The following is a 19,864-nucleotide window of genomic DNA, read 5'->3' on the forward strand; positions in this document are numbered from 1 at the left end:
TGTCATGCCGCCCGCCTAGCGTCCGGGAGATGTTCCCGATACCCCGCGGGGCGCTGCCGTGCGCGGCGGCGCTGGCCGTGCTCTGTGGCTCCGCCGGCTGCCAGGCCGCCGGCTCGCAGGCGCAGGCGGCCGGGTACGACGTACCGTCCGTCACGCCGTCAGCCGCCCAGTCCGGCTCCCCCAGCCCGACGCCGACCCGGACGGTCGACTACGACGACGCCCTGCGCGATGCCCTGGCCGGGCTCCCCGACGGTGACGGACGGTACGCGGTCACCGTCGAGGACCTCGGCACCGGCGAGGACGCCGCGTACGGCAGGGGCACCTTCGACACGGCGAGCATCGTGAAGACGGACATCCTCGCCGCCCTGCTGCTGCAGGCGCAGGACGACGGTACGTCCCTGACCGCCGAGCAGCAGCGGCTGGCCCGCGCGATGATCTGCAGCAGCGACAACTCCGCCACGGACGCCCTGTGGCGGGCCATCGGCCGGGGCGACGGGCTCGCAGCGGCGAACGAACGCCTCGGCCTCACGGACACCACGCCCGGCACGGGCGGACTGTGGGGGCTCACGCAGACCACCGCCGCGGACCAGCTGCGGCTGCTGGAGGCCGTGTTCGGGGAGGACTCCCCGCTGGACGGCGACTCCCGGTCCTATCTGCGAGCCCTGATGGGCGACGTGGTGGACGCCCAGCGCTGGGGTGTGACGGCGGCGGCCGACGACCCGGACGAAGCCGCGCTGAAGAACGGCTGGCTGCCGCGCACCGCCACGGGCCTGTGGGACGTCAACAGCATCGGCCGCGTCGAGCACGACGGGCACACGCTGCTGGTGGCGGTGCTCAGCAGCGGCCACGCCACCGAGCAGGCAGGCATCGACCTGGTGGAGCGGGTGGCCACCGCCGCCGCGGAGGCGATGACCACCGGCACCACGAACTGACTACTCCTCGATGACCACCGGCACCACGACCCGGTTACTCCTCGATGTCCGCCGCGGCCGGGTCCAGGACCCGGGCCAGGAAGGTGCGGGTCCGCTCGTGCGCGGGAGACCCGATCACCCGCTCCGGCGGCCCCTGTTCGACGATCACGCCGCCGTCCATGAACACCACCCGGTCGGCGACCTCGCGGGCGAAGCTCATCTCGTGGGTGACCACGAGCATCGTCATGCCCTCGTCGGCCAGCGACCGCATCACGGCGAGCACGTCCCCGACCAGCTCGGGGTCCAGCGCGGAGGTCGGCTCGTCGAAGAGCATCAGCTGCGGGTCCATGGACAGCGCGCGGGCGATCGCCGCGCGCTGCTGCTGGCCTCCGGAGAGCTTCGCCGGGTACTCCGCCTCCTTGTCGGACAGCCCCACCCGGGTCAGGTTCCGCCGGGCCACCTCGGCCGCCTCCGCCTTGCCGCGGCCGAGCACCCGGCGCTGGGCGATGGTGAGGTTGTCGAGGACGGTGAGGTGCGGGAAGAGGTTGAACGCCTGGAACACCATGCCGATCCGGCGGCGTACGACGTCGATGTCGACATCGGGGTCGGTGACCTCGGTGCCCTCGACGACGACCTGGCCGGAGGTCGGCTGCTCCAGCAGGTTCACGCAGCGCAGCAGGGTGGACTTGCCGGAGCCCGAGGGGCCGATGACGCAGACGACCTCGCCGTGGCCGACGGTGAGATCGATGCCCTTCAGGACCTCCAGCTCGCCGAACGACTTGTGCAGGCCCGCCACTTCGATGGCGGCCCCGCCTGCCGCGCCGTCCTTGTTCGGGGTGGTCATCGCGCCCTCGCCGTCCTTGCCTCGAGCCGCCGTACCAGCTGGCCGAGCGGCACGGTGATGATCAGGTAGCACAGACCCGCGATCATCACGGGGGTCAGGCTCCGGCTCTCGTTCAGTGCGTCACGGCCGTACTTCGTCAGCTCGTACTGGTCGATCGACAGCCCGAGCAGGTAGATCAGCGACGAATCCTTCGTTAGCAGGATCAACTCGTTGGTCAGCGGAGGCAGGATGATCCGGAACGCCTGCGGGATGACGATCGAGACCATGGTCCGCGCCTGGGACATGCCCAGCGAGCGCGCCGCCTCGACCTGCCCCCTGGGTACGGCCTGGAGACCGGCCCGGATGGTCTCCGCGATGTACGCGCCGCCCACCAGTCCGAGGGCCAGCATCACGGTGACATAGATGTCGATGTTCACCTGGAACGCGTACGGCACGCCGTACCCGAGGGCGATGAACACCAGCAGCGCCGGCAGACCGCGGAAGATCTCGACGAAGCCGATGGCCAGCCACCGGTTCGGTGCCACTGAGGACAGGCGCATCAGCGCGATCAGCAGCCCGAGACCCAGCGCGAAGCCGAAGCCCAGCACGGTGTAGATCACGGTGTTCTTGAACGCGACGGTGATCACGTCCGGGAACTGCTCGCGCGCCACGTCCAGGTCGAAGAACGCGCGGCGGATCTCGCCCCAGTCGGCGAGCAGGACGAAGACCAGGACGACGGCGGCGAGCAGTACGTACTGCACGCCGCGCGCCACCCTGGCCCGCTTACGAGGGCTCATGGACATACGGAGGACTTCCTGACGTACCCGTTGGACGGATCAAGGTGGTTACTGCGGAGCCGCACCGAACCACTTCTTGTAGATCTCGTCGTACGTGCCGTCCTCCTTGGCCTTCGCGATCACGTCGTTGACGGCCTTGAGGAGCTTGTCGTTGTCCTTCTTGAGGCCGATGCCGTACTGCTCGCCGGTGTCGAACTCCTTGACGACCTCGTAGTCGGGGTTGTCCTTGACGTAGTCGAAGAGCACACCGTTGTCGTTGATCATCGCGTCGACGCCGCCGGTCTCCAGCGCGGCGATCTCCAGGCCCAGGTCCTCGAACTGCTTCAGGGTCGCGCCCTTGGCGTTCTCCTTGGCGTAGATCTCCCCGGTGGTCGACTGCTGCACGCCGAGCGTCTTGCCGTCGAGGGACTCCAGGCCCGTGATGCCGGCGCCCTTCTTGACCAGCAGCGCCTGGGTGGCGTCGAAGTACGGGTCGGAGAAGGCTATCTTCTCCTTGCGCTCGTCGGTGATCGTCATGCCCGCGGCCGCCAGGTCGCACTTGCCGGCGTTGAAGACCTCACCGGACTCGATGCCCTCGAAGGGCGTGTCCACGATCTCCTGCTCGACACCCAGTTCCTTGGCCACCAGGTCCATGAGGTCGACGTCGAAGCCGACCACCTTGTCGCCCTCCTTGCTCTCGAAGGGCTTGTACGGCAGGCCGGTGCAGTTGACCAGCTTTCCGTCCTTGATGAGCGGCACTCCGCCCTTGCCCTCGGCACCGGAGTCGGTGCTGGAGCAGCTGGCGAGCAGAGTGGCGGCCGCGGCAGCGGCAACGAACGCGACGATCGGGCGGGTACGCACAGCGCCTCCAGGAACTCGGGGTGTTGCAGGCGAGCGGACTTACGTTGATCAGATGCGCTGCATCTTGTCAGTCCGTCGAACGGCTGTCGCTACCCCTACGATTTCGGCCTGGTAACAGTGCGGGGTCGGTGGTCCCTGCACGAAAACGGGGACCACCCACCCTGTCAGCATCAGCCGCGTCGCTCCTGCCCCGTCTCGAAGTAGGCGGTCAACCGCGGGTCCAGCGGCGGCACGTCGTACGGTGTGCCGCCGTCGCGCAGCGACCGCGTCGCGAGGTATCCCGCCGCGACGCTCATCCGCGCCGCCACCGGCGAGGTGTCCGTCGCGCCGCCCTCGCGGGCGAAGCGGCAGAACTCCTCGATGATCGAGGCGTCCGCGCCGCCGTGCGAGCCGGCCGCGTCCGGGACGCGGTACACGGCGTCGGCGTCCGAACGGTAGCCGGAGGGGCCGGTGTTCCAGACCCGGACCTCGTCGCCCGGCCGGTCGCCGAAGTTCTCCAGCCGCCCTTCGGTGCCGATGACCGTGTAGTTGCGGAAGTAGTCCGGGCTGAAGTGGCACTGCTGGTACGCGGCGATCACCCCGTTGTCCAGGCGCATGTTCATCACGGACACGTCCTCCACGTCCACGACGTGGTGGAGGTTCCTCCGCTGCGTGGGCGGCCACTCGAACTCCCGCAGCCAGCCGTCCGGCCGCGGGGTGTCCGGCTCACGGCGCGGCAGGTCGCCGTACACCATCAGGTCGCCGAGCGCGTTGACCCGGCTGGTGTAGCCGCCGGCGAGCCAGTGCACGACGTCGATGTCGTGCGCGGCCTTCTGCAGCAGCAGACCGGTGGTGCGGCGGCGGTCGGCGTGCCAGTCCTTGAAGTAGTAGTCGCCGCCGTACGACACGAAGTGCCGCACCCACACCGTCTTCGGCTCGCCGATGTCGCCGCGGGCGATGATGTCGCGCATCGTGCGCACCACGCCCATGTGGCGCATGTTGTGCCCGACGTACAGCCGCGTCCCCGTCTCGTACGCGGTGCGCAGGATGGTGTCGCACTGCTCGACGGTGATACCGAGCGGCTTCTCGACGTACACGGCCTTGCCGGCCTTGAGCGTCTCGACTGCTATGGCCTCGTGCGTGTCGTCGGGGGTGGCGACGATGACGGCGTCGATCGACGGGTCGTCCAGCAGCTTGCGGTGGTCCTCGACGGCCGTGGCGCCGGGGAAGCGGTCGCCGACGGTGCGCAGCACCGCGGGGTCCGTGTCGGCGACGGCGGCGACGACGGACCCGGCGCCCGGGCGGTGCGCGGTGGTGGCGAGGTTGCCGCGCAGCCCGAGGCCGATGACGCCGATCCGCAGGTCGTCGTGTGCGGTGTCGGTCACTTCTTGTCCTTCGCGATGGCCTTCTCGTACTCGCGGCGCATGGCGTCGCCCGCGTCGCGCTGCCACTTGGCGAGCACCTCGCTCTTGTACGACGAGAGCGGCTTGCGGCCCGCGATGATGTCCTGGAGGCCGGTGTAGAAGGCGTCGCTGGCGGAGGCGCCCTTGTTGGCGTAGGTGTCGGAGAAGTAGCCGTTGGTCGGGTCGGCCTTGCCGATCTTCATCAGCTCGACCTCGGTGGCGTGGATGGCCTGGGTCACCTCGGACTTGCCGGGCAGGTACAGGGTCTGCGGGGCGTTGCCGAAGAAGTTGATGGCCTGCCGGGTGGTGAGCACCTCGGCGTTGCCCTTGTCGTTGAGGACCACGTCGCCGCTCGCGTCGCGGGTGTGGTGGGTGCCCTCGATGCCGTTGTCGAGGAAGAGGCGCTCCTCGCTGCCGAAGGGGGCGCTCAGGTAGTCCATGACCTTGAGCAGCGTCTCGATGCGGGCCTTGGGCACCTTGTTGTTGATGGCGGTGTAGCCGACGGAGCCGTAGCCGAAGCCCCAGGTCGGCGTCATACCGGACTCGGCGGCGAAGGGCACGACGACCTTCTCCGGCCAGGTGTACATGTTGCTGTCGTTGAGGAAGCCCGGGAAGGACTGGACGTGCAGGCCGAGGAACCCGCCCTCCATCTTCTCCAGGGTGGTCGGCAGGTTCGGGTCCGGCCAGAACAGCTCCGCCTGCTGGCACTTCAGGGCGAACTCGATGCCCGCGAAGTACTCGTCGGTCTCGAACATGTGGGTCAGCTTGCCGCCGTTCAGCGACCACTTGTTGGGGCAGCCGTGCCAGTACGCGAACTGCTGGATGTGGTTGACGTACGCCGGCTCCAGCACGTACTTCTTGCGCTTGGTGTCGAGGAGGTCCTTGGCCTTGTCGAAGAAGTCCTGCGCGCTGGAGAAGGCGACGCCGCCGACCGGCTTCCAGAAGTCCTCGTTCGCCACGTACACCTGGCCCATCCGGCCGTAGGGCACCGCGACGCCGTAGATCCGGCCGTCGACGACGGCGGTGCGCCAGGCGAAGTCGGGGATGTTGGCGAGGTTCGGGTACTTCTTGACGGCGTCGCCCGAGAGGTACGGGGTGAGGTCGTGGAACTTGGCGCGCAGCAGCTGCGGAACGTTCTTCAGACCCTGGTTCGGCGGGAACCACATCAGGTCGTGCAGATCGCCGCCGGCGATGGTGGCGTTGAACTTGGCGCGGTAGACGTCGTCGGCGCCCAGGCCGTTGACGATGGTCAGCTGCAGCTCGGAGCCGAGGCGCTTGTTCAGCTCCTGCCAGTAGGCGTTGCGGCGCATGGCGGGGGCGGCGGTGGTGAAGGTCTCGGTGAGGCAGGTGATCGGCTTGCCGTCGCCGGGGGTGCCGGTGGACGACTTGATCAGGTCCTTGGGGTAGCGCAGGTACGCCGGGTCCAGACCGCTGCCGTTGCCCGCGAGGTCGGGGGTGGGCACGTTGGCCGGGACGTACGTCGGCAGCTTCAGCTTGGCGGACGCCTCCGCGCCCTTTCCGGCGACGGTGCCGGTCTCACAGGCGGTCAGGGCGCCGCCCGCGGCGACGGTCACTCCGGCGACGCCGGCCGCGGAGAGGAAACCTCGGCGGTTGAGGCTGGTGGAAGACACGGTTCTCCTCATGAGCAGGGTGGGACGGTGAGTGCTGCGGGGGGTGCGGTGCTCAGGCCTTGATGGCGCCCGTGAGCACGCCCTTGACGAAGTACTTCTGCAGGAAGGGGTAGACGACGATGATCGGCAGCACGGCCAGGATCAGCACCGCCATCGACAGCGAGGTGGTGGCCGGCAGCACGCTCACGCCCATGGCCTTGGCGTTGAAGGTGTCGCCCTCCAGGACGAAGCCGCGCAGGACCACCTGCAGGGGCAGCTTGTCCGGGTCGTTGATGTAGAGCATCGCGTTGAAGAAGCTGTTCCAGTACGCGACGGCGTAGAACAGCCCGACCACGGCGAGCACCGCCTTGGACAGCGGCAGCACGATCCGCCACAGCACGGTGAAGTCACCGGCGCCGTCCAGCCGCGCCGCCTCGTGGAGTTCCTCGGGGATGCCCTGGAAGAAGCCGCGCACGACGATGACGTTGAACGCGTTGAGCATGATCGGGAAGATCATCGCGCCGTAGGTGTCGATCATCCCGAGCTGCTGCACCACCAGGTAGTTGGGGATGATGCCCGGGGTGAACAGGAACGTGCCCACGACCAGCAGCAGCAGCGGCTTGCCGGCGAAGGTGCCGGGCCGGGACAGGCCGTACGCCAGGCAGACGGTGCACAGCAGGCTGAGCGCCGTGCCGACGGTCGTGACACCGATGCTGACCATCGCCGCGCGGGTGACGACGCCGCCGTTCAGCACCACCCGGTACGCCTCCAGCGTGGGGTGGTCCGGGATCAGCACGTAGCCGCCGTTCGCGGCGAGTTCCGCCTTGCTGGACAGGCTGGTGCCGATGGCCAGGAGGAACGGGTAGCCGACGGCGACGATCATCGCGAGGATCACGACGAGCTTCAGTCCCTGGCCGGCCCAGGTGGGCCGCTCCTGCCAGACGGGTCGCTCGTGGGACCGCAGGAAGCGGTCGCGGATCGTGGAGACGGTTGCCGTGCTCATCGGTACACCCCCTGCTCGCCGAGGCGGTGGGCGACCTTGTTGGCGACGACGATCAGAATGAAGCCGATGACGCCCTTCATCAGCCCGGCGGCGGTGGACAGGCCCCAGTCGCCGTCCACGACTCCGTGGTAGTAGACGTAGGTGTCGAGCACCTCGGCGGCGTCGGGGCCGACCATGTTGCGCTGCAGCAGGATCTGTTCGAAGCCGACGGAGAGGATGTCGCCGAGCCGCAGGATCAGCATCATCACGATCACCGGGCGGATGCCGGGGAGCGTGACGTGCCACATCCGGCGCAGCCAGCCCGCGCCGTCCATCGCCGCCGACTCGTACAGCGAGTTGTCGATCCCGGCCATCGCGGCGAGGAAGATGATCGCGCCCCAGCCCGCGTCCTTCCAGATCGCCTCGGAGGTGATCAGCAGGATGAAGGTGTCGGGGTTCGTCATGATGTTGCCGACGTGGACCCCGTTGTCGTTCAGCAGGCTCGAGACGGTGCCGGCACCGCCGAACATCTGCTTGAACATGCTGACCACGACGACCCACGACAGGAAGTGCGGCAGATAGACCACGGTCTGCATCAGCCGGCGGGTGCGGGTGGATATCAGCGAGTTGAGGAACAGCGCGAGCGCGATCGGCGCCGGGAAGTACAGCAGCAGCTGTACGGCGCTGATCTGCAGGGTGTTCCAGACCGCCGTCCAGAACTCCGGCTCCTGGAGCAGCGCCGTGAAGTTGGCGAGGCCCACGAACGGGCTTGCCTTGAAGCCCAGGTAGGGCTGGTAGTCCTGGAAGGCGATGCTGTTGCCCGCGAGCGGCAGATAGAAGAAGAGGGCGAAGTACACCACCCCGGGCACGCAGAGCAGGAGCAGGGCGCGGTCGCGGCGCAGCCTGCTGCGCAGCGGCGCCTTGGGGGCTTTGGCCCGGGTGGGCTTGGCGGGCGGCGACGGCTCACTGGCCGTCCGGGGCGGGGCCGACGCTGCGGCGGACACCTTCACCTCCGGCGTTGAGGTCGGGAGTGGGAGCGCAACCTCAGGACGAGCGGAACCGGTGGTTCAGTGCACAGGGCTGCTTGCTCCCGCTGACCACGGGGTCGCCGTGATCAGCGGGGTGTCGAAAGCTTGCATCCGCCTACCCCTGGATGACAAGAGATGTTCATAACGCTTTCCAAAAGAGCACCTTCGAGCATGGACGCCTCTGACGGGTGAGGTAAGGTGAGCAGTCATGCGTACATTCGGCTTACTTCGAACATGAAAAAACACCGCCCCGCAGGGGAGCCCTGCGAGGCGGTGTGGTCCCGGGGTGAGGGTTTGGTCTCGGGATGAGGGTCCGGTCCGGGTGAAGGCCCGAACCCGGGTGAGGGTCCGGTCGTGTGGCCGGTCAGCTCGGGGACAGCGCGTCCGCGAGCCGCTGCCAGCGCGCCGCCTCCTCGTCGCGGCCCTGGCGCTGCAGCGTGCGGGCCAGCATCAGATGCGCGTAGGACTCCACCGGATCCCGGTCGACGAGCTCGCGCAGCTGCTCCTCCGCGCGGCGCAGCTGCGCCGAGTGGTAGTAGGCGCGGGCCAGCAGCAGCCGGGGGCCGGTCAGCTCCGGGTGCTCCTCGACGATGCCGGCCAGCAGCCGGGCGGCCGTGGCGTAGTCCTTGCCCTCGAAGTACACCGCGGCACGGCGCCACACGTCCGCCGCGCTCTCCTTCGCCCCGGGGGCGTCGAAGAGGCTCAGGGCGGCCGCCCAGCGGTCGGGCGTGGGCTCGCCGTCGGGGCGGTGGGCGTTGAAGTCGACGTCACGGTTCACAGGTCGGCCTCCTTTGTCACGGCCGCAGGGCGGCCAGCTGCTGTTCGAACGGGATGACGACGGTCTCGTCGGGCGCCTTCACCGGCGCGGGCCGGGCCGCGAGCAGCGCCGCCAGCTCCTGCCCCGCCCGCTCGATACGGGTGGGCAGGGTGTCGGTCAGCGCGTCGCCCGTACCGCCCCAGTCCTCCGACGCCGCGTAGACGGCGGTCGGCAGCACCACGGCCCGCAGATACGCGAAGAGCGGGCGCAGCGCGTGCTCCAGCGCCAGCGAGTGGCGGGCGGTGCCGCCGGTGGCGCCGACGAGGACCGGCTTGCCGGTCAGGGAGTCGTTGTCGAGGACGTCGAAGAAGGACTTGAACAGACCGCTGTACGACGCCGAGAACACCGGCGTCACCGCGATCAGCGCGTCCGCGTCCACGACGTTCGCGATCGCCTTCGCCAGCTCCGGGGACGGGAAACCGGTGACCAGGTTGTTGGCGATCGGGACCGCGAGGTCGCGCAGCTCGATCACCTCGACCGCCACCTGCCGGCCGTCCTCCTCCAGCCGGCGCCGGGCCGCGCCGGCCAGCCGGTCGGCGAGGAGCCGGGTGGCGGACGGGCTGGAGAGCCCGGCCGACACGACGGCGAGCTTCAGCGTGGTCACTGGGCCACCTCTTCCTTGTTCTCGTCCTGGTTCTCGTCCTGGTTCGCGATCTGCTCCGCGACGCGCGCGGCGTGCGTGGGGCCGTCCGGCACACCGGCCGGGCGGTCCTTCGCGAACTCCTCGCGCAGCACCGGCAGGACCTCCTCGCCGAGGATGTCCAGCTGCTCCAGCACGGTCTTCAGCGGGAGCCCCGCGTGGTCGAGGAGGAACAGCTGCCGCTGGTAGTCGCCGTAGGACTCGCGGAAGCTCAGCGTGCGCTCGACGACCTGCTGCGGGCTGCCGACGATCAGCGGTGTCTGGTCCATGAAGTCCTCGAGCGACGGGCCGCCGCCGTAGACGGGCGCGTTGTCGAAGTACGGGCGGAATTCGCGGACCGCGTCCTGCGAGTTCTTCCGCATGAACATCTGCCCGCCGAGGCCCACGACCGCCTGCTCCGGGGTGCCGTGCCCGTAGTGGGCGTAGCGCTCGCGGTAGAGCTCGATCAGCCGCTGGAAGTGCTCCTTCGGCCAGAAGATGTTGTTGGCGAAGAAGCCGTCACCGTAGTACGCCGCCTGCTCGGCGATCTCCGGCGAGCGGATGGAGCCGTGCCACACGAACGGCGGCACGCCGTCCAGCGGGCGGGGCGTCGAGGTGAAGCCCTGCAGCGGGGTGCGGAAGCGGCCCTCCCAGTCGACCACGTCCTCGCGCCACAGCCGGTGCAGCAGCGCGTAGTTCTCCACGGCGAGCGGGATGCCCTGGCGGATGTCCTGGCCGAACCAGGGGTAGACCGGTCCGGTGTTGCCGCGGCCGAGCATCAGGTCGACGCGGCCGTCGGCGAGGTGCTGCAGCATCGCGAAGTCCTCGGCGATCTTCACCGGGTCGTTGGTGGTGATCAGCGTCGTCGAGGTGGACAGGATCAGCCGCTCGGTGCGGGCGGCGATCCAGCCCAGCATGGTGGTCGGCGAGGAGGGCACGAACGGCGGGTTGTGGTGCTCGCCGGTCGCGAAGACGTCCAGTCCGATCTCCTCGGCCTTGACCGCCAGCGCGGTCATCGCCTTGATCCGCTCGTGCTCGGTCGGCGTCCAACCCGTGGTCGGGTCCTGCGTGACATCGCCGACCGTGAAGATCCCGAACTGCACCGTGACTCACCCTCTCGCTCTATTTGAGAGCTCAACTATTGCATTCGCCCCGTTCAACGGGACAGCCGGCCCCCCTATTCCCGCCGGTCACCGGACGGCTCCCGGCCTTAACGGGTCCGTAACTCTCCGTACGCGATCGGTGGTTTACCGTAGCGGGACACCCGCGCACGCGTCGTACGGATGACCGGAGGTCCCGCATCGTGCCCCCTGAGCCGCTCGCTCCGCTGGATCTCGCGTTCTGGCACCTCGAGTCCCCCCGGCACCCCATGCATCTGGGTGCGCTGGGGGTGTTCGAGGCGTCCGACGCCGCGGCGGCCGGTCGGGCGGCGGCGCTGCTCGCCGAGCGGTGCGCCGCCGGGCCGGGGCTGCGGATGCGCATCCGGGACACCTGGCTGCCGGCGGGCGGGGCCGTACGGGAGCCGGCCGGGCGGTTCGACCCCGCCGAGCACGTGCGGCTGATGCCGCCGGCCGCGGACTTCCACGCCGTCGCCGGTGAGGTGATGGCGCGTCCGCTGGACCGGGGGCGGCCGCCGTGGGAGGCCCGGGTGATCCCCGCGCCGGACGGACGGCGGTTCGCGGTGCTGTTCGCCTTCCACCACGCACTGGCCGACGGGCTGCGGGCGCTGACCCTGGCCGCCGGCGTGATGGACCCGGTGGGCGGGGCGCCCGCCCGGCCCTCCCCCGCCGCGCCCGCGGCGAGTCCCGGCGGGTGGGGGTTCCTCGATCCGGTGGCGCTCGCGCGACGGCAGGCGGCGGACGCCCGCCGCCAGCTCGCGGAGGCCGGACGCGCGGCCGGGATCGGCGCCGGCCTGGTGCGCGCCTCCTGGGGGCTGCCCACCACACCGCCCGTCCTTGCCGCCGCCGGGGCGGGCGGCAGGCTCACGGCAGGGGCGGTGCTCGACCTCGACGACGTGCACCACGTCCGCAAGCGCACCGGCGGGACCGTCAACGACGTCCTGATCGCCGTGGTCGCCGGCGCCCTGCGGCGCTGGCTCGAGGAGCGCGGCGAGCCCGTCGGCCGGCTGCGGCCGCGCGCCCTGATCCCGGTCTCCCGCCGGCGTCCGCGCGCCGCGCATCCGCAGGGCAACCGGCTCTCCGGCTATCTGGTCCGGCTCCCCGTGTCCGATCCCGACCCGCTCGGCCGGATGCGCGCGGTGCGCCGCACCATGGACCGGCGCAAGGAGGCCGGTCCGGACCAGGGCGCCGGGGCGGTCGCCCTGCTGGCCGATCTGGTGCCCCCGCTGGGGCACCGGCTGGGCGGTCCGGTGGTGGCGCGCGCCGCCCGGCTGCTCTTCGACGTCCTGGTGACCAGCGTCCCCCTGCCGAGCCTCGGGCTGCGCCTCGCGGGCTGCCCGCTGACGGAGGTCTACCCGCTGGCACCCCTCGCCCAGGGCCACGCGCTGGCGGTGGCGGTCTCGACGTACCGGGGCCGCGTCCACTACGGGCTGGTCGCCGACGCCCGCGCCCTGCCCGACGTGGACGTGCTGGCGGGGGCGCTGGGGGCGGAGCTCGCGGAGCTGCGCCGGGCGGCGCTCGCCGGCTGAGGCTCAGGACCCGTCGTGCGGGATGTCCCACACGACTCTCTTGTCGCGGGGGCCCCGCAGGAGACCGCCTGTCTGCGCTGCCAGCGCGGCCAGCGCGTTGATCGTCCAGAAGGCCAGCGGATAGAGCGGCAGCAGCAGACAGGCGACGTCGAGCCGCGGGTCCAGCCGGCGCTCGATGAGGGTGGCGACGAGGACCTGGATGATCGCGACGACAGCGATGCCCATGCCCCACGCCAGCATCTCGGTGAACCTGCTGTCGTCGGGGAAGCGGATCCAGTGGACCAGCCCATAGCAGGCGGCCACCAGCATGGTGAGCACCCAGAGATAGGACAGCAGCGACTCGAAGGCGATCGGCCACAGCCGCCAGTTGCGGGGGTGGAAGACCGTACGGCCGTGGGTGCGCAGCACCTCGCCCTGGCCCCGGGCCCAGCGGGTGCGCTGCGCCCAGACGCTGCGGACGGTGTGCGGGACCTCCATGCCCACCAGGGCGTTGGGCTCGAAGCCGGTGAGATGGCCCGCCTCCAGCAGCCGCCACGACAGGTCGATGTCCTCGGTGGCCATCCGCTCGTCGTAACCGCCGACGGCCAGCACCGCGTCGCGGCGGAAGAGGCCAAGCACGCCCGCGACCGTGCCCACCCGGCCGGCGAGTGCGTGCGTCCGGCGGATCAGGCCGATCAGCGAGGCCGACTCCAGCATCTGCATGGTGGTGATCACCCCGCTGCGGTTGGTCACCCGGGGGCTGCCGGCGATCGCGGCGTGGCGGGGCGAGCGCGCCATCCGGGCGACGAGGTACTTCACCGCCTCGGGATGCAGATGGGTGTCCGCGTCGGTGACGACGACCAGTTCGTGCCGCGCGCGCCGCATCCCGTCGTTCAGCCGGCCGGCCTTGCCGCGGTTGACGCCGTCGTCCAGCACCCGCACGCGCGGGTCGCCGGCCGCCGCCTCGCGGGCGACGGCGACGGTGTCGTCGCGGGAGCCGTCGTTGAGGACGAGCACCTCGAGGTCCGGATAGTCCACGGCGCGTAGCGCCCGTACACAACCGGCGATGACCTGCTCCTCGTTGTAGGCGGGCACCAGGACGCTCACCCCGGGCCAGCCCCCGGCGGGCGGCACGATCGCCCGGCGCTCCTGCAGGATCCGGAACAGGACACCGCCGGTCATCCAGACGGCACCGGTCACCACGGGATAGAACGCGAGGAAGACCAGGACGACGTCAATGGGGCGCATCGCGCTCCTCACGCCGCCGCATCGCGAAACCGCCGAGCAGGGCGACGCAGGCGACGGCCGCGGACACCGCGGTCACGACCAGCAGCCGGCGCAGGATATAGGTGTGCCCCAGCAGCACGATCCCCAGCCAGAAGGCGCCGACCCAGACCACACCGCCGAGCAGGAAGGCGACGGCCTTCCGCCCGGATGTGAATGGCCGACTGGGCTGGAAGTTCAACCGCTCGGCGGCGGGGCTTTCCTCCACGCGGTATACCTCCGGATAACACCCGATCGGCCTACGCACGATTCCGTACGGACGCGGCGCCTTTATCCCGATGTTACGACGGAAAGGAAGGTCCGGGCATTCGAGTCCGGGTCCGGACAGCAGGGAGCACGCCCGTGTTCGTCGAACTCGCGCTCTCGGTCGATTTCGGCCAGGGCTTCACCGACGCCATTTCCAGCGTCATCAGCTTTGTGCCCAAATTCCTGGGGTTCCTGGCGATCCTGCTCATCGGCTGGTTCATCGCGAAAGCAATCGCGAAAATCGTGAACAGCCTGCTGCACAAATGGGGATTCGAGCGGCTCGCCGAGCGCAGCGGCGTCAGCCAGTGGCTCGAGGGTTCGAAGTACGACACCTCCAGCCTGATCACGAAGATCCTCTACTACGCCGTGATGCTGATCGTGCTCCAGCTGGCACTCGGCGTCTTCGGCCCCAACCCGGTCAGCGACCTGCTGACGGGCATCATCGCCTGGCTGCCGAGGGCGATCGTCGCCTGCGTCATCCTCGTGGTGACCATGGCCGTGGCCCGCGCGGTGCGGGACGTCGTGGGCAGCGCCCTCGGCCGGATGTCGTACGGCCGGACCGTGGCGACCGCCGTCTGGGCGTTCATCGTGGCCCTCGGTGTGATCGCGGCGCTGAGCCAGGCCGGGATCGCCACGTCCATCACCGGTCCGCTGCTCGTGGCGGTGCTCGCGACGATCGGCGGCATCCTCGTCGTGGGCGTCGGCGGCGGTCTGATCACCCCGATGCGGCAGCGCTGGGAGGGGTGGCTGCAGGCGGCGGAGCGGGAGACCGCGAACGCCCGGGAGAGCGTCTCCGCCTACCAGGCCGGCCGTGCGGACGCGGAGGCCGGACAGCCGGCCGGGCAGCAGTACACGGGTCCGGCGGAGGAGGGCGGCACGGCGGCACGCTGACCGGCCCGAACGGCGCCGGAGCCCTGCGAGGGGGCTCCGGCGCCGTGCCGTCCCCGGGCCTTCGTCACGGCGTGGGTCAGCGGCCCAGCAGGTCGTGTTCGCGGACCAGCCAGCACACCGCGGTCAGCCGGAGCGTGGCGAAGTCGTGGCCGACGGGCTCACGCCAGTCGCGCTCGCTCAGCACGTCCGTGAAGCCGAGCACGTAGTCCGTCAGGTCCTCGCGGCGCGGGGCGCGCGCGGCGGCGGCGTCGGAGTCCGGGCGGCGGGGTGCGGGCACCAGGGCGTCACGTACGGCGGCCGCGTGCTGGTCGACGGCCGCCACGAGCCCCGGCTCGAACGCGAACTCCGACAGCCGCGGCATGTAGCGGGCCGTCACCTGCGCCAGCGGGCACTCGGCGGGTCCGCGATCGGGGGCTTTGTCCACCTGACGAGGGTAACCGCCCGATACGCACCCGCTGCTGTGACCAGCGCCACCCCGCCGGAGGGCGCTGTCAGTGGTGTGCGGCACACTCTGCTGCAGAGTCGGACAGGAGGGGGAGGGCACGGATGCTTTCCGGTGTCGAGGAGGTCGACTGGGCCTCGATGGAGCACGCCTACGGAAGCGCCGCGGAGGTGCCGGGGATGCTGCGCGGCCTCGCGTCGGCGGATCCCGCGGAACGGGACGTGGCGCTGGACGGGATGTACGGGGCGGTGCACCACCAGGGGGATGTGTACGACTCGACGCTGGCGTGCATACCGTTCCTCTTCGAGCTCGTGACCCAGGAGTCGGTGCCCGAGCGGGGACGGCTGGTCGAGCTGCTCGTGAGCATCGGCGGGGGCGACGGCGCGCTGGAGCCGGGTGACGAGGACGAAGACGAGGACTTCGACGGGGAGGACGAGGACGGGGACGACGACCTCGACGGCGAGTTCGACGAGGACGACGACTGGGAGGCCAACTTCGCCATGGCCGCGGCGGCCCTGCGGGCCGGGTCCGGGGCCTTCGTGGAGCTGGCCGCCGACCGGGACGCCGGTGTGCGGACCGCCGCTCCCGGCGCTCTGGTGGTGTTCCACGAGGATCCCGGGGCGGTCCTGGACCTGCTGCGGGAGCGGCTGGCGGTGGAACCGGAACGCGCGGTGCGCCTCGCCCTCGTGCGGGCCCTCGGCCTGCTGCCGCGCCGTTCCGAGGCGCTCACGCCGCAGGTCACGGAGCTGCTCGCCGGACTCGCGGGCCCCGGTCACGAGGCGGCCGTACGGCTGGCCGCGCTGGGCTGCCTCGCCGTCTCCGCCCCCGGACGGCTGCCCGCCGACGTGGTGGGCCAGGTCGGCGAGCTGCTGCGGCAGCGGCGCGCCGAGCCGGACGCACGGGCGGCGGACGACGACGCGGACCGGCCGCGGACCGACACGCTGGTCAGCCGGCTGCGTGACCTGCGGCCGGACGACGACGAGGGCGACCGCCTGCTGCGCGCGCTGCACGCGGGCCTCGACGACCGGGTGGCCGAGCGGATCGCGCTGATGGACCTGCAGCTGCGCAGCCCCTCGACCGCCGAGCGCACCGGCGCCGTGTGGATGTCGTCCGGGCTGTTCCGCGGCCGGCGCGGCGACTACGCCGGGATCGTGGCGCTGACGGGCGAGCATCTGCGCGACCCGGACCCGCGGCTGCGCGCCGCCGCGGCCTCGGTCCTGCAGGACCTCTTCGCCCTGGCCGCCCCGGCCGCCGACGCGCTCGCCGAGACGGTGGCCGCCGCGGAGGAGTCCCGGGTGCGGCACTGGGAGCAGGGCCCCCCGTCGCTCGGGGAGCCGCTCGTCGCGCTGATCCGGTGCGGCGACGCGCGTGCGGTGCCCGTGCTCGCCGAACTCCTCCGGGAGCCGGTACTCCCCCGCGACATCGGCAACGAGCTGTCGTATCTCGGGAGCGCGGCCCGCCCGCTGGGACCGCTGCTGCGCGAGGCGCTCGGGCGCGTGCGACCCGGGGACGACGGCGCCGACCGGCTGGTGTACGGGCTGGCCGCCGCGGGCGAGAGCACGGCCGTCCCGGAGCTGGCGGCGCTGCTGCGGCAGGCCGACCCCCGGGAGGACCGGTGGTTCGTGCAGGCGGCGATACGCGCGCTGGGGGGCTTCGGCACCGACGCGGCGGAGGCCGAGCCGGAGCTGCGGGGGCTGCTGGCGGGCGAGTTCGCGGTGCCGGCGGCCGAGGCGCTGTGGGCCGTGACCGGCGACACGCGGTCCGTGCTGCCCCTGCTCCTGCGGGCGGCGGAAGCCGACAGCCCGCACGAACGGCGGCGGGCCGCCGCGGTGCTCGGCACCCTCGGGCCGACGGCCGCGCCCGCGGTGAACGCGCTGCGGTCGATGCTCACCGGAACCGAGGTGTGGGAGCGGACGGACGGCGCGGTGGCCCTGTGGCGGATCGCCCGCGATGCCGAGGCGGTGCTCCCGGTGCTGCTCCCCGCCTGGCGGGAGAACGTGTACACGCGGGTGACCGTCGCCGGGTGCCTGGGCGAGATAGGTCCGGCGGCGGGTGCCCAGGCCGCCGCCGTACTGCGCGACGAACTCGCCGCGGTCCGCCGGCACAACGTCCAGGACGGCGGCTTCGGCAGCCACGACATCGACCAGGACCTGCGGCTGCTGGACGCCTGCCGCACGGCCCTGGACCGGATCGAGGCGGACTGACGGTCAGCCCGCGTCCTCCAGCGCCTCCCGCAGGGCCCGCGGCAGGGGCTCGCGGTGCAGGACGCCCAGTCGCTGCGTGGCCCGCGTCAGCGCGACGTACAGGTCGCTCGTCCCGTACCGGCCCGGCTCGACGACCAGTACGACGTCGAACTCCAGCCCCTTGGCCTGGCGCGGGTCGAGCAGGACGGTCCGGCGGGTGAGGTCCGGCTCCTCCCCCGCCGGCACGCCGGGCATCCGCCGCGCCAGCGCGGCGTGCAGCTCGCGCGGCGCGATGACCGCGAGGCGGCCCTCCTCGGGCTGCTCGGCGGCGACGGCCCCGGCGACGGCCGCCGGCAGGTCGTCGGCGTACCGGGCCCAGGGCCGTACACCCGTGGCGCGGATCGACTCGGGCGGCTCGAAGCCGGGCCGCTCGGCGCGCAGCACCGCCGCGGCCACGTCCATGATCTCGGCGGGGGTGCGGTAGTTGACGCCGAGGCGGGTGTGCTCCCAGCGGTCCTGGACGTACGGCGCCAGGATCCCCGACCAGGAGCCGACGCCCTCCTCCTGCGAGGTCTGCGCCGGGTCGCCGACCAGGGTGAAGGAGCGCGTGGGGCAGCGCCGCATCAGCAGGCGCCACGCCATCGGCGACAGCTCCTGCGCCTCGTCCACGATGATGTGGCCGAAGGCCCAGGTGCGGTCGGCGGCGGCCCGCTCGGCCGCGCTGCGGTGGTCGGCCTCCTCCTGGCGCTCGGCCATCCGCTCCGCGTCGATGATGTCGTGCGCGGAGAGCACCTCGGAGGCGTCGGCGTCCGCCTCCTCCTTGTCCTCGAACTCGTAGGTACGGGAGGCGTACGACACGTCGAGCACGCCCTGCGCGAACGCGATGCGCTCCAGGCGGTCCGCCTCGGCGGCGTCGCGCAGCGCCCGGTCGTCCTCGCCGAGCAGCTCGGCCGCCTCGTCGAGCAGCGGCACGTCGGCGGGGGTCCACGCCGCCGCCCGCGACCGGCGGACGGCGGCGGCGTCCTCGTCGCTGAGGTGGGTGGGGTCGGCGAGGAAGTCGGCGACGAGCCGCTGCGGCGTCAGCACGGGCCACAGCTCGTCGATGACGGCCCAGACCTCGCGGTTCTGGCCGAGCTCGTCGCGGATCTGGGTGATGTCGCTCGGGTCGAGCAGATTGGCGCCGTCGTACGGGTCGGTGCCGACGCGCTCCACGACCATGTCGGTGAGGGCGCCCAGCAGCTCGCCCTCGAAGTGTTCGCGGGCCTCGTTGTGCGGCAGGCCCAGCGCGCGCGTCCGGTCCCGGGCGACGCGGGCGAGGCCCTCGTCCAGGAGCAGCACGTCGCGGTCGTGCTCGATGGCGATCACGGGATCGGGCAGCGTCTGCCGGTCGGCGACGACCTTCTCCAGCACCTCGGCCATCTCGATACGCCCCTTCACCACCGCCGCCTCGGGGGTGTCGGTGCCGGTGGCATGGATCCCCGGATACAGCTCGCCCTGGGTCGCGAGCAGCACGCCCGTCTCACCCAGGGCGGGGAGCACCTCGCCGATGTAGGCAAGGAAGGCCGGGTTGGGGCCGACGATCAGCACGGCCCGCTTGGCCAGCAGTTCGCGGTACTCGTACAGCAGGAAGGCGGCCCGGTGCAGGGCGACCGCCGTCTTGCCCGTGCCGGGTCCGCCCTCGACGACCAGGACGCCGCGGTGCGGGGCGCGGATGACGCGGTCCTGTTCGGCCTGGATCGTCTGGACGATGTCGCCCATCCGGCCGGTGCGCGCGGAGTTCAGGGCGGCGAGGAGGACGGCGTCGCCGTTGTGGTCCTCGTAACCGGTGCGTTCGGTGTCGTCCAGGTCGAGGATCTCGTCGTGCAGGGCGGTGACCGCGCGCCCCTCGGTGGTCAGGTGCCGGCGCCGGCGCAGCCCCATCGGGGTGTGTCCGGTGGCGAGATAGAAGGGCCGCGCGACCGGCGCGCGCCAGTCGATGAGCAGGGGCGTGCGCTCCGCGTCGTCGGCCCGGACGCCGATCCGGCCGATGTGGTGGTGGCCGCCCCGGGCCAGGTCGATCCGGCCGAAGCACAGGGAGCCGTCGACGGCGTTGAGCGCGGCGAGCAGTCCGGAGCGTTCGGCGACCACCACGTCGCGCTCCAGCCGGGCCTGCAGTCCGTTGCCCACCGGAGCGAGCGCTCCGGCCAGGGAGTCAGCGGCCACCCCGCGCAGGACGTCGACGCGCTCGTAGAGCCGGTCGATGAATTCCTGCTCATCCCGCAATTCCTGGTTTGACAATTCCACTCCTGCCCCTATATACTGTGATCAGTGACTTGTTCTGCGATTTCCCACGGAAAGAAGTCATGAAGGCTCCAATATACGCAGCCGAACCCTTCCCCGCAAT

Annotated in this window: 18 protein-coding genes; 4 read left to right on the forward strand and 14 right to left on the reverse strand. The window is 71.4% G+C overall.

Annotated elements, in window-relative coordinates:
- Positions 1-29: 29 nt before the first annotated feature.
- Positions 30-932, forward strand: a complete 903-nt coding sequence (locus tag AB0M28_RS06490; RefSeq protein WP_365398709.1) for a serine hydrolase — start codon at positions 30-32, stop codon at positions 930-932.
- Positions 933-966: 34 nt separating this feature from the next.
- On the opposite strand, the gene AB0M28_RS06495 is transcribed toward AB0M28_RS06490, so the two are convergent.
- The 10 genes from AB0M28_RS06495 to AB0M28_RS06540 all read right to left on the reverse strand — a co-directional run bounded on the left by AB0M28_RS06495 (position 967) and on the right by AB0M28_RS06540 (position 10,912).
- Complete coding sequence (locus AB0M28_RS06495) at positions 967-1,755, reverse strand: amino acid ABC transporter ATP-binding protein (RefSeq protein ID WP_365398712.1); 789 nt, start codon at positions 1,753-1,755, stop codon at positions 967-969.
- Entirely contained in the window at positions 1,752-2,537 is a 786-nt protein-coding gene (locus AB0M28_RS06500) for an amino acid ABC transporter permease (protein WP_365398715.1), read from the reverse strand. The genes AB0M28_RS06495 and AB0M28_RS06500 overlap by 4 nt, the downstream gene beginning before the upstream one ends.
- Positions 2,538-2,579: 42 nt before the next feature.
- Positions 2,580-3,371, reverse strand: a complete 792-nt coding sequence (locus AB0M28_RS06505; protein ID WP_365398718.1) for a basic amino acid ABC transporter substrate-binding protein — start codon at positions 3,369-3,371, stop codon at positions 2,580-2,582.
- A 170-nt stretch (positions 3,372-3,541) separates the two neighbouring features.
- Positions 3,542-4,735 carry a Gfo/Idh/MocA family oxidoreductase gene (locus AB0M28_RS06510; RefSeq protein ID WP_365398721.1) on the reverse strand — a complete coding sequence of 398 codons (1,194 nt, stop codon included), beginning with the start codon at positions 4,733-4,735 and terminating at the stop codon, positions 3,542-3,544.
- Positions 4,732-6,384, reverse strand: a complete 1,653-nt coding sequence (locus tag AB0M28_RS06515; protein ID WP_365398724.1) for a hypothetical protein — start codon at positions 6,382-6,384, stop codon at positions 4,732-4,734. The genes AB0M28_RS06510 and AB0M28_RS06515 overlap by 4 nt, the downstream gene beginning before the upstream one ends.
- A gap of 52 nt (positions 6,385-6,436) precedes the next feature.
- The gene (locus AB0M28_RS06520; protein WP_365398727.1) at positions 6,437-7,366 is read right to left on the reverse strand and encodes a carbohydrate ABC transporter permease; all 930 of its coding nucleotides are present in this window, start codon (positions 7,364-7,366) and stop codon (positions 6,437-6,439) included.
- On the reverse strand, positions 7,363-8,259 hold the full coding sequence (locus AB0M28_RS06525; RefSeq protein WP_365398806.1) for an ABC transporter permease subunit: 897 nt from the start codon (positions 8,257-8,259) through the stop codon (positions 7,363-7,365). The genes AB0M28_RS06520 and AB0M28_RS06525 overlap by 4 nt, the downstream gene beginning before the upstream one ends.
- A gap of 478 nt (positions 8,260-8,737) precedes the next feature.
- Complete coding sequence (locus tag AB0M28_RS06530) at positions 8,738-9,151, reverse strand: tetratricopeptide repeat protein (RefSeq protein ID WP_365398729.1); 414 nt, start codon at positions 9,149-9,151, stop codon at positions 8,738-8,740.
- A 16-nt stretch (positions 9,152-9,167) separates the two neighbouring features.
- Positions 9,168-9,794, reverse strand: a complete 627-nt coding sequence (locus AB0M28_RS06535; RefSeq protein ID WP_365398732.1) for an FMN reductase — start codon at positions 9,792-9,794, stop codon at positions 9,168-9,170.
- Positions 9,791-10,912: an LLM class flavin-dependent oxidoreductase gene (locus AB0M28_RS06540; protein ID WP_365398735.1), complete on the reverse strand. Its 1,122-nt coding sequence runs from the start codon at positions 10,910-10,912 to the stop codon at positions 9,791-9,793. Before AB0M28_RS06540 ends, AB0M28_RS06535 begins: the two co-directional genes overlap by 4 nt.
- 200 nt (positions 10,913-11,112) lie before the next feature.
- Between AB0M28_RS06540 and AB0M28_RS06545 the strand changes: the two genes are divergently transcribed.
- Complete coding sequence (locus AB0M28_RS06545) at positions 11,113-12,456, forward strand: wax ester/triacylglycerol synthase family O-acyltransferase (RefSeq protein WP_365398738.1); 1,344 nt, start codon at positions 11,113-11,115, stop codon at positions 12,454-12,456.
- A gap of 3 nt (positions 12,457-12,459) precedes the next feature.
- Here the strand turns inward: AB0M28_RS06545 and AB0M28_RS06550 are convergent, their stop codons facing one another.
- Positions 12,460-13,683 (reverse strand): glycosyltransferase, encoded by a 1,224-nt coding sequence (locus AB0M28_RS06550; RefSeq protein WP_365398741.1) that lies wholly within the window; start codon positions 13,681-13,683, stop codon positions 12,460-12,462.
- Complete coding sequence (locus AB0M28_RS06555) at positions 13,670-13,927, reverse strand: hypothetical protein (RefSeq protein ID WP_365398744.1); 258 nt, start codon at positions 13,925-13,927, stop codon at positions 13,670-13,672. Before AB0M28_RS06555 ends, AB0M28_RS06550 begins: the two co-directional genes overlap by 14 nt.
- Positions 13,928-14,061: 134 nt before the next feature.
- Between AB0M28_RS06555 and AB0M28_RS06560 the strand changes: the two genes are divergently transcribed.
- Complete coding sequence (locus tag AB0M28_RS06560) at positions 14,062-14,856, forward strand: hypothetical protein (protein ID WP_365398747.1); 795 nt, start codon at positions 14,062-14,064, stop codon at positions 14,854-14,856.
- Between the two features lie 76 nt (positions 14,857-14,932).
- Here the strand turns inward: AB0M28_RS06560 and AB0M28_RS06565 are convergent, their stop codons facing one another.
- Positions 14,933-15,217 (reverse strand): DUF6401 family natural product biosynthesis protein, encoded by a 285-nt coding sequence (locus tag AB0M28_RS06565; protein WP_365398808.1) that lies wholly within the window; start codon positions 15,215-15,217, stop codon positions 14,933-14,935.
- Between the two features lie 185 nt (positions 15,218-15,402).
- On the opposite strand from AB0M28_RS06565, the gene AB0M28_RS06570 reads away from it, so the two are divergent.
- Positions 15,403-17,502 carry a PBS lyase gene (locus AB0M28_RS06570; protein WP_365398750.1) on the forward strand — a complete coding sequence of 700 codons (2,100 nt, stop codon included), beginning with the start codon at positions 15,403-15,405 and terminating at the stop codon, positions 17,500-17,502.
- A 3-nt stretch (positions 17,503-17,505) separates the two neighbouring features.
- On the opposite strand, the gene AB0M28_RS06575 is transcribed toward AB0M28_RS06570, so the two are convergent.
- Positions 17,506-19,743 (reverse strand): ATP-dependent DNA helicase, encoded by a 2,238-nt coding sequence (locus AB0M28_RS06575; protein ID WP_365398811.1) that lies wholly within the window; start codon positions 19,741-19,743, stop codon positions 17,506-17,508.
- Positions 19,744-19,864 lie beyond the last annotated feature (121 nt).

Origin of the sequence: Streptomyces sp. NPDC051940, assembly GCF_040680895.1 — a bacterium.
Classification (GTDB): Bacteria; Actinomycetota; Actinomycetes; order Streptomycetales; family Streptomycetaceae; genus Streptomyces.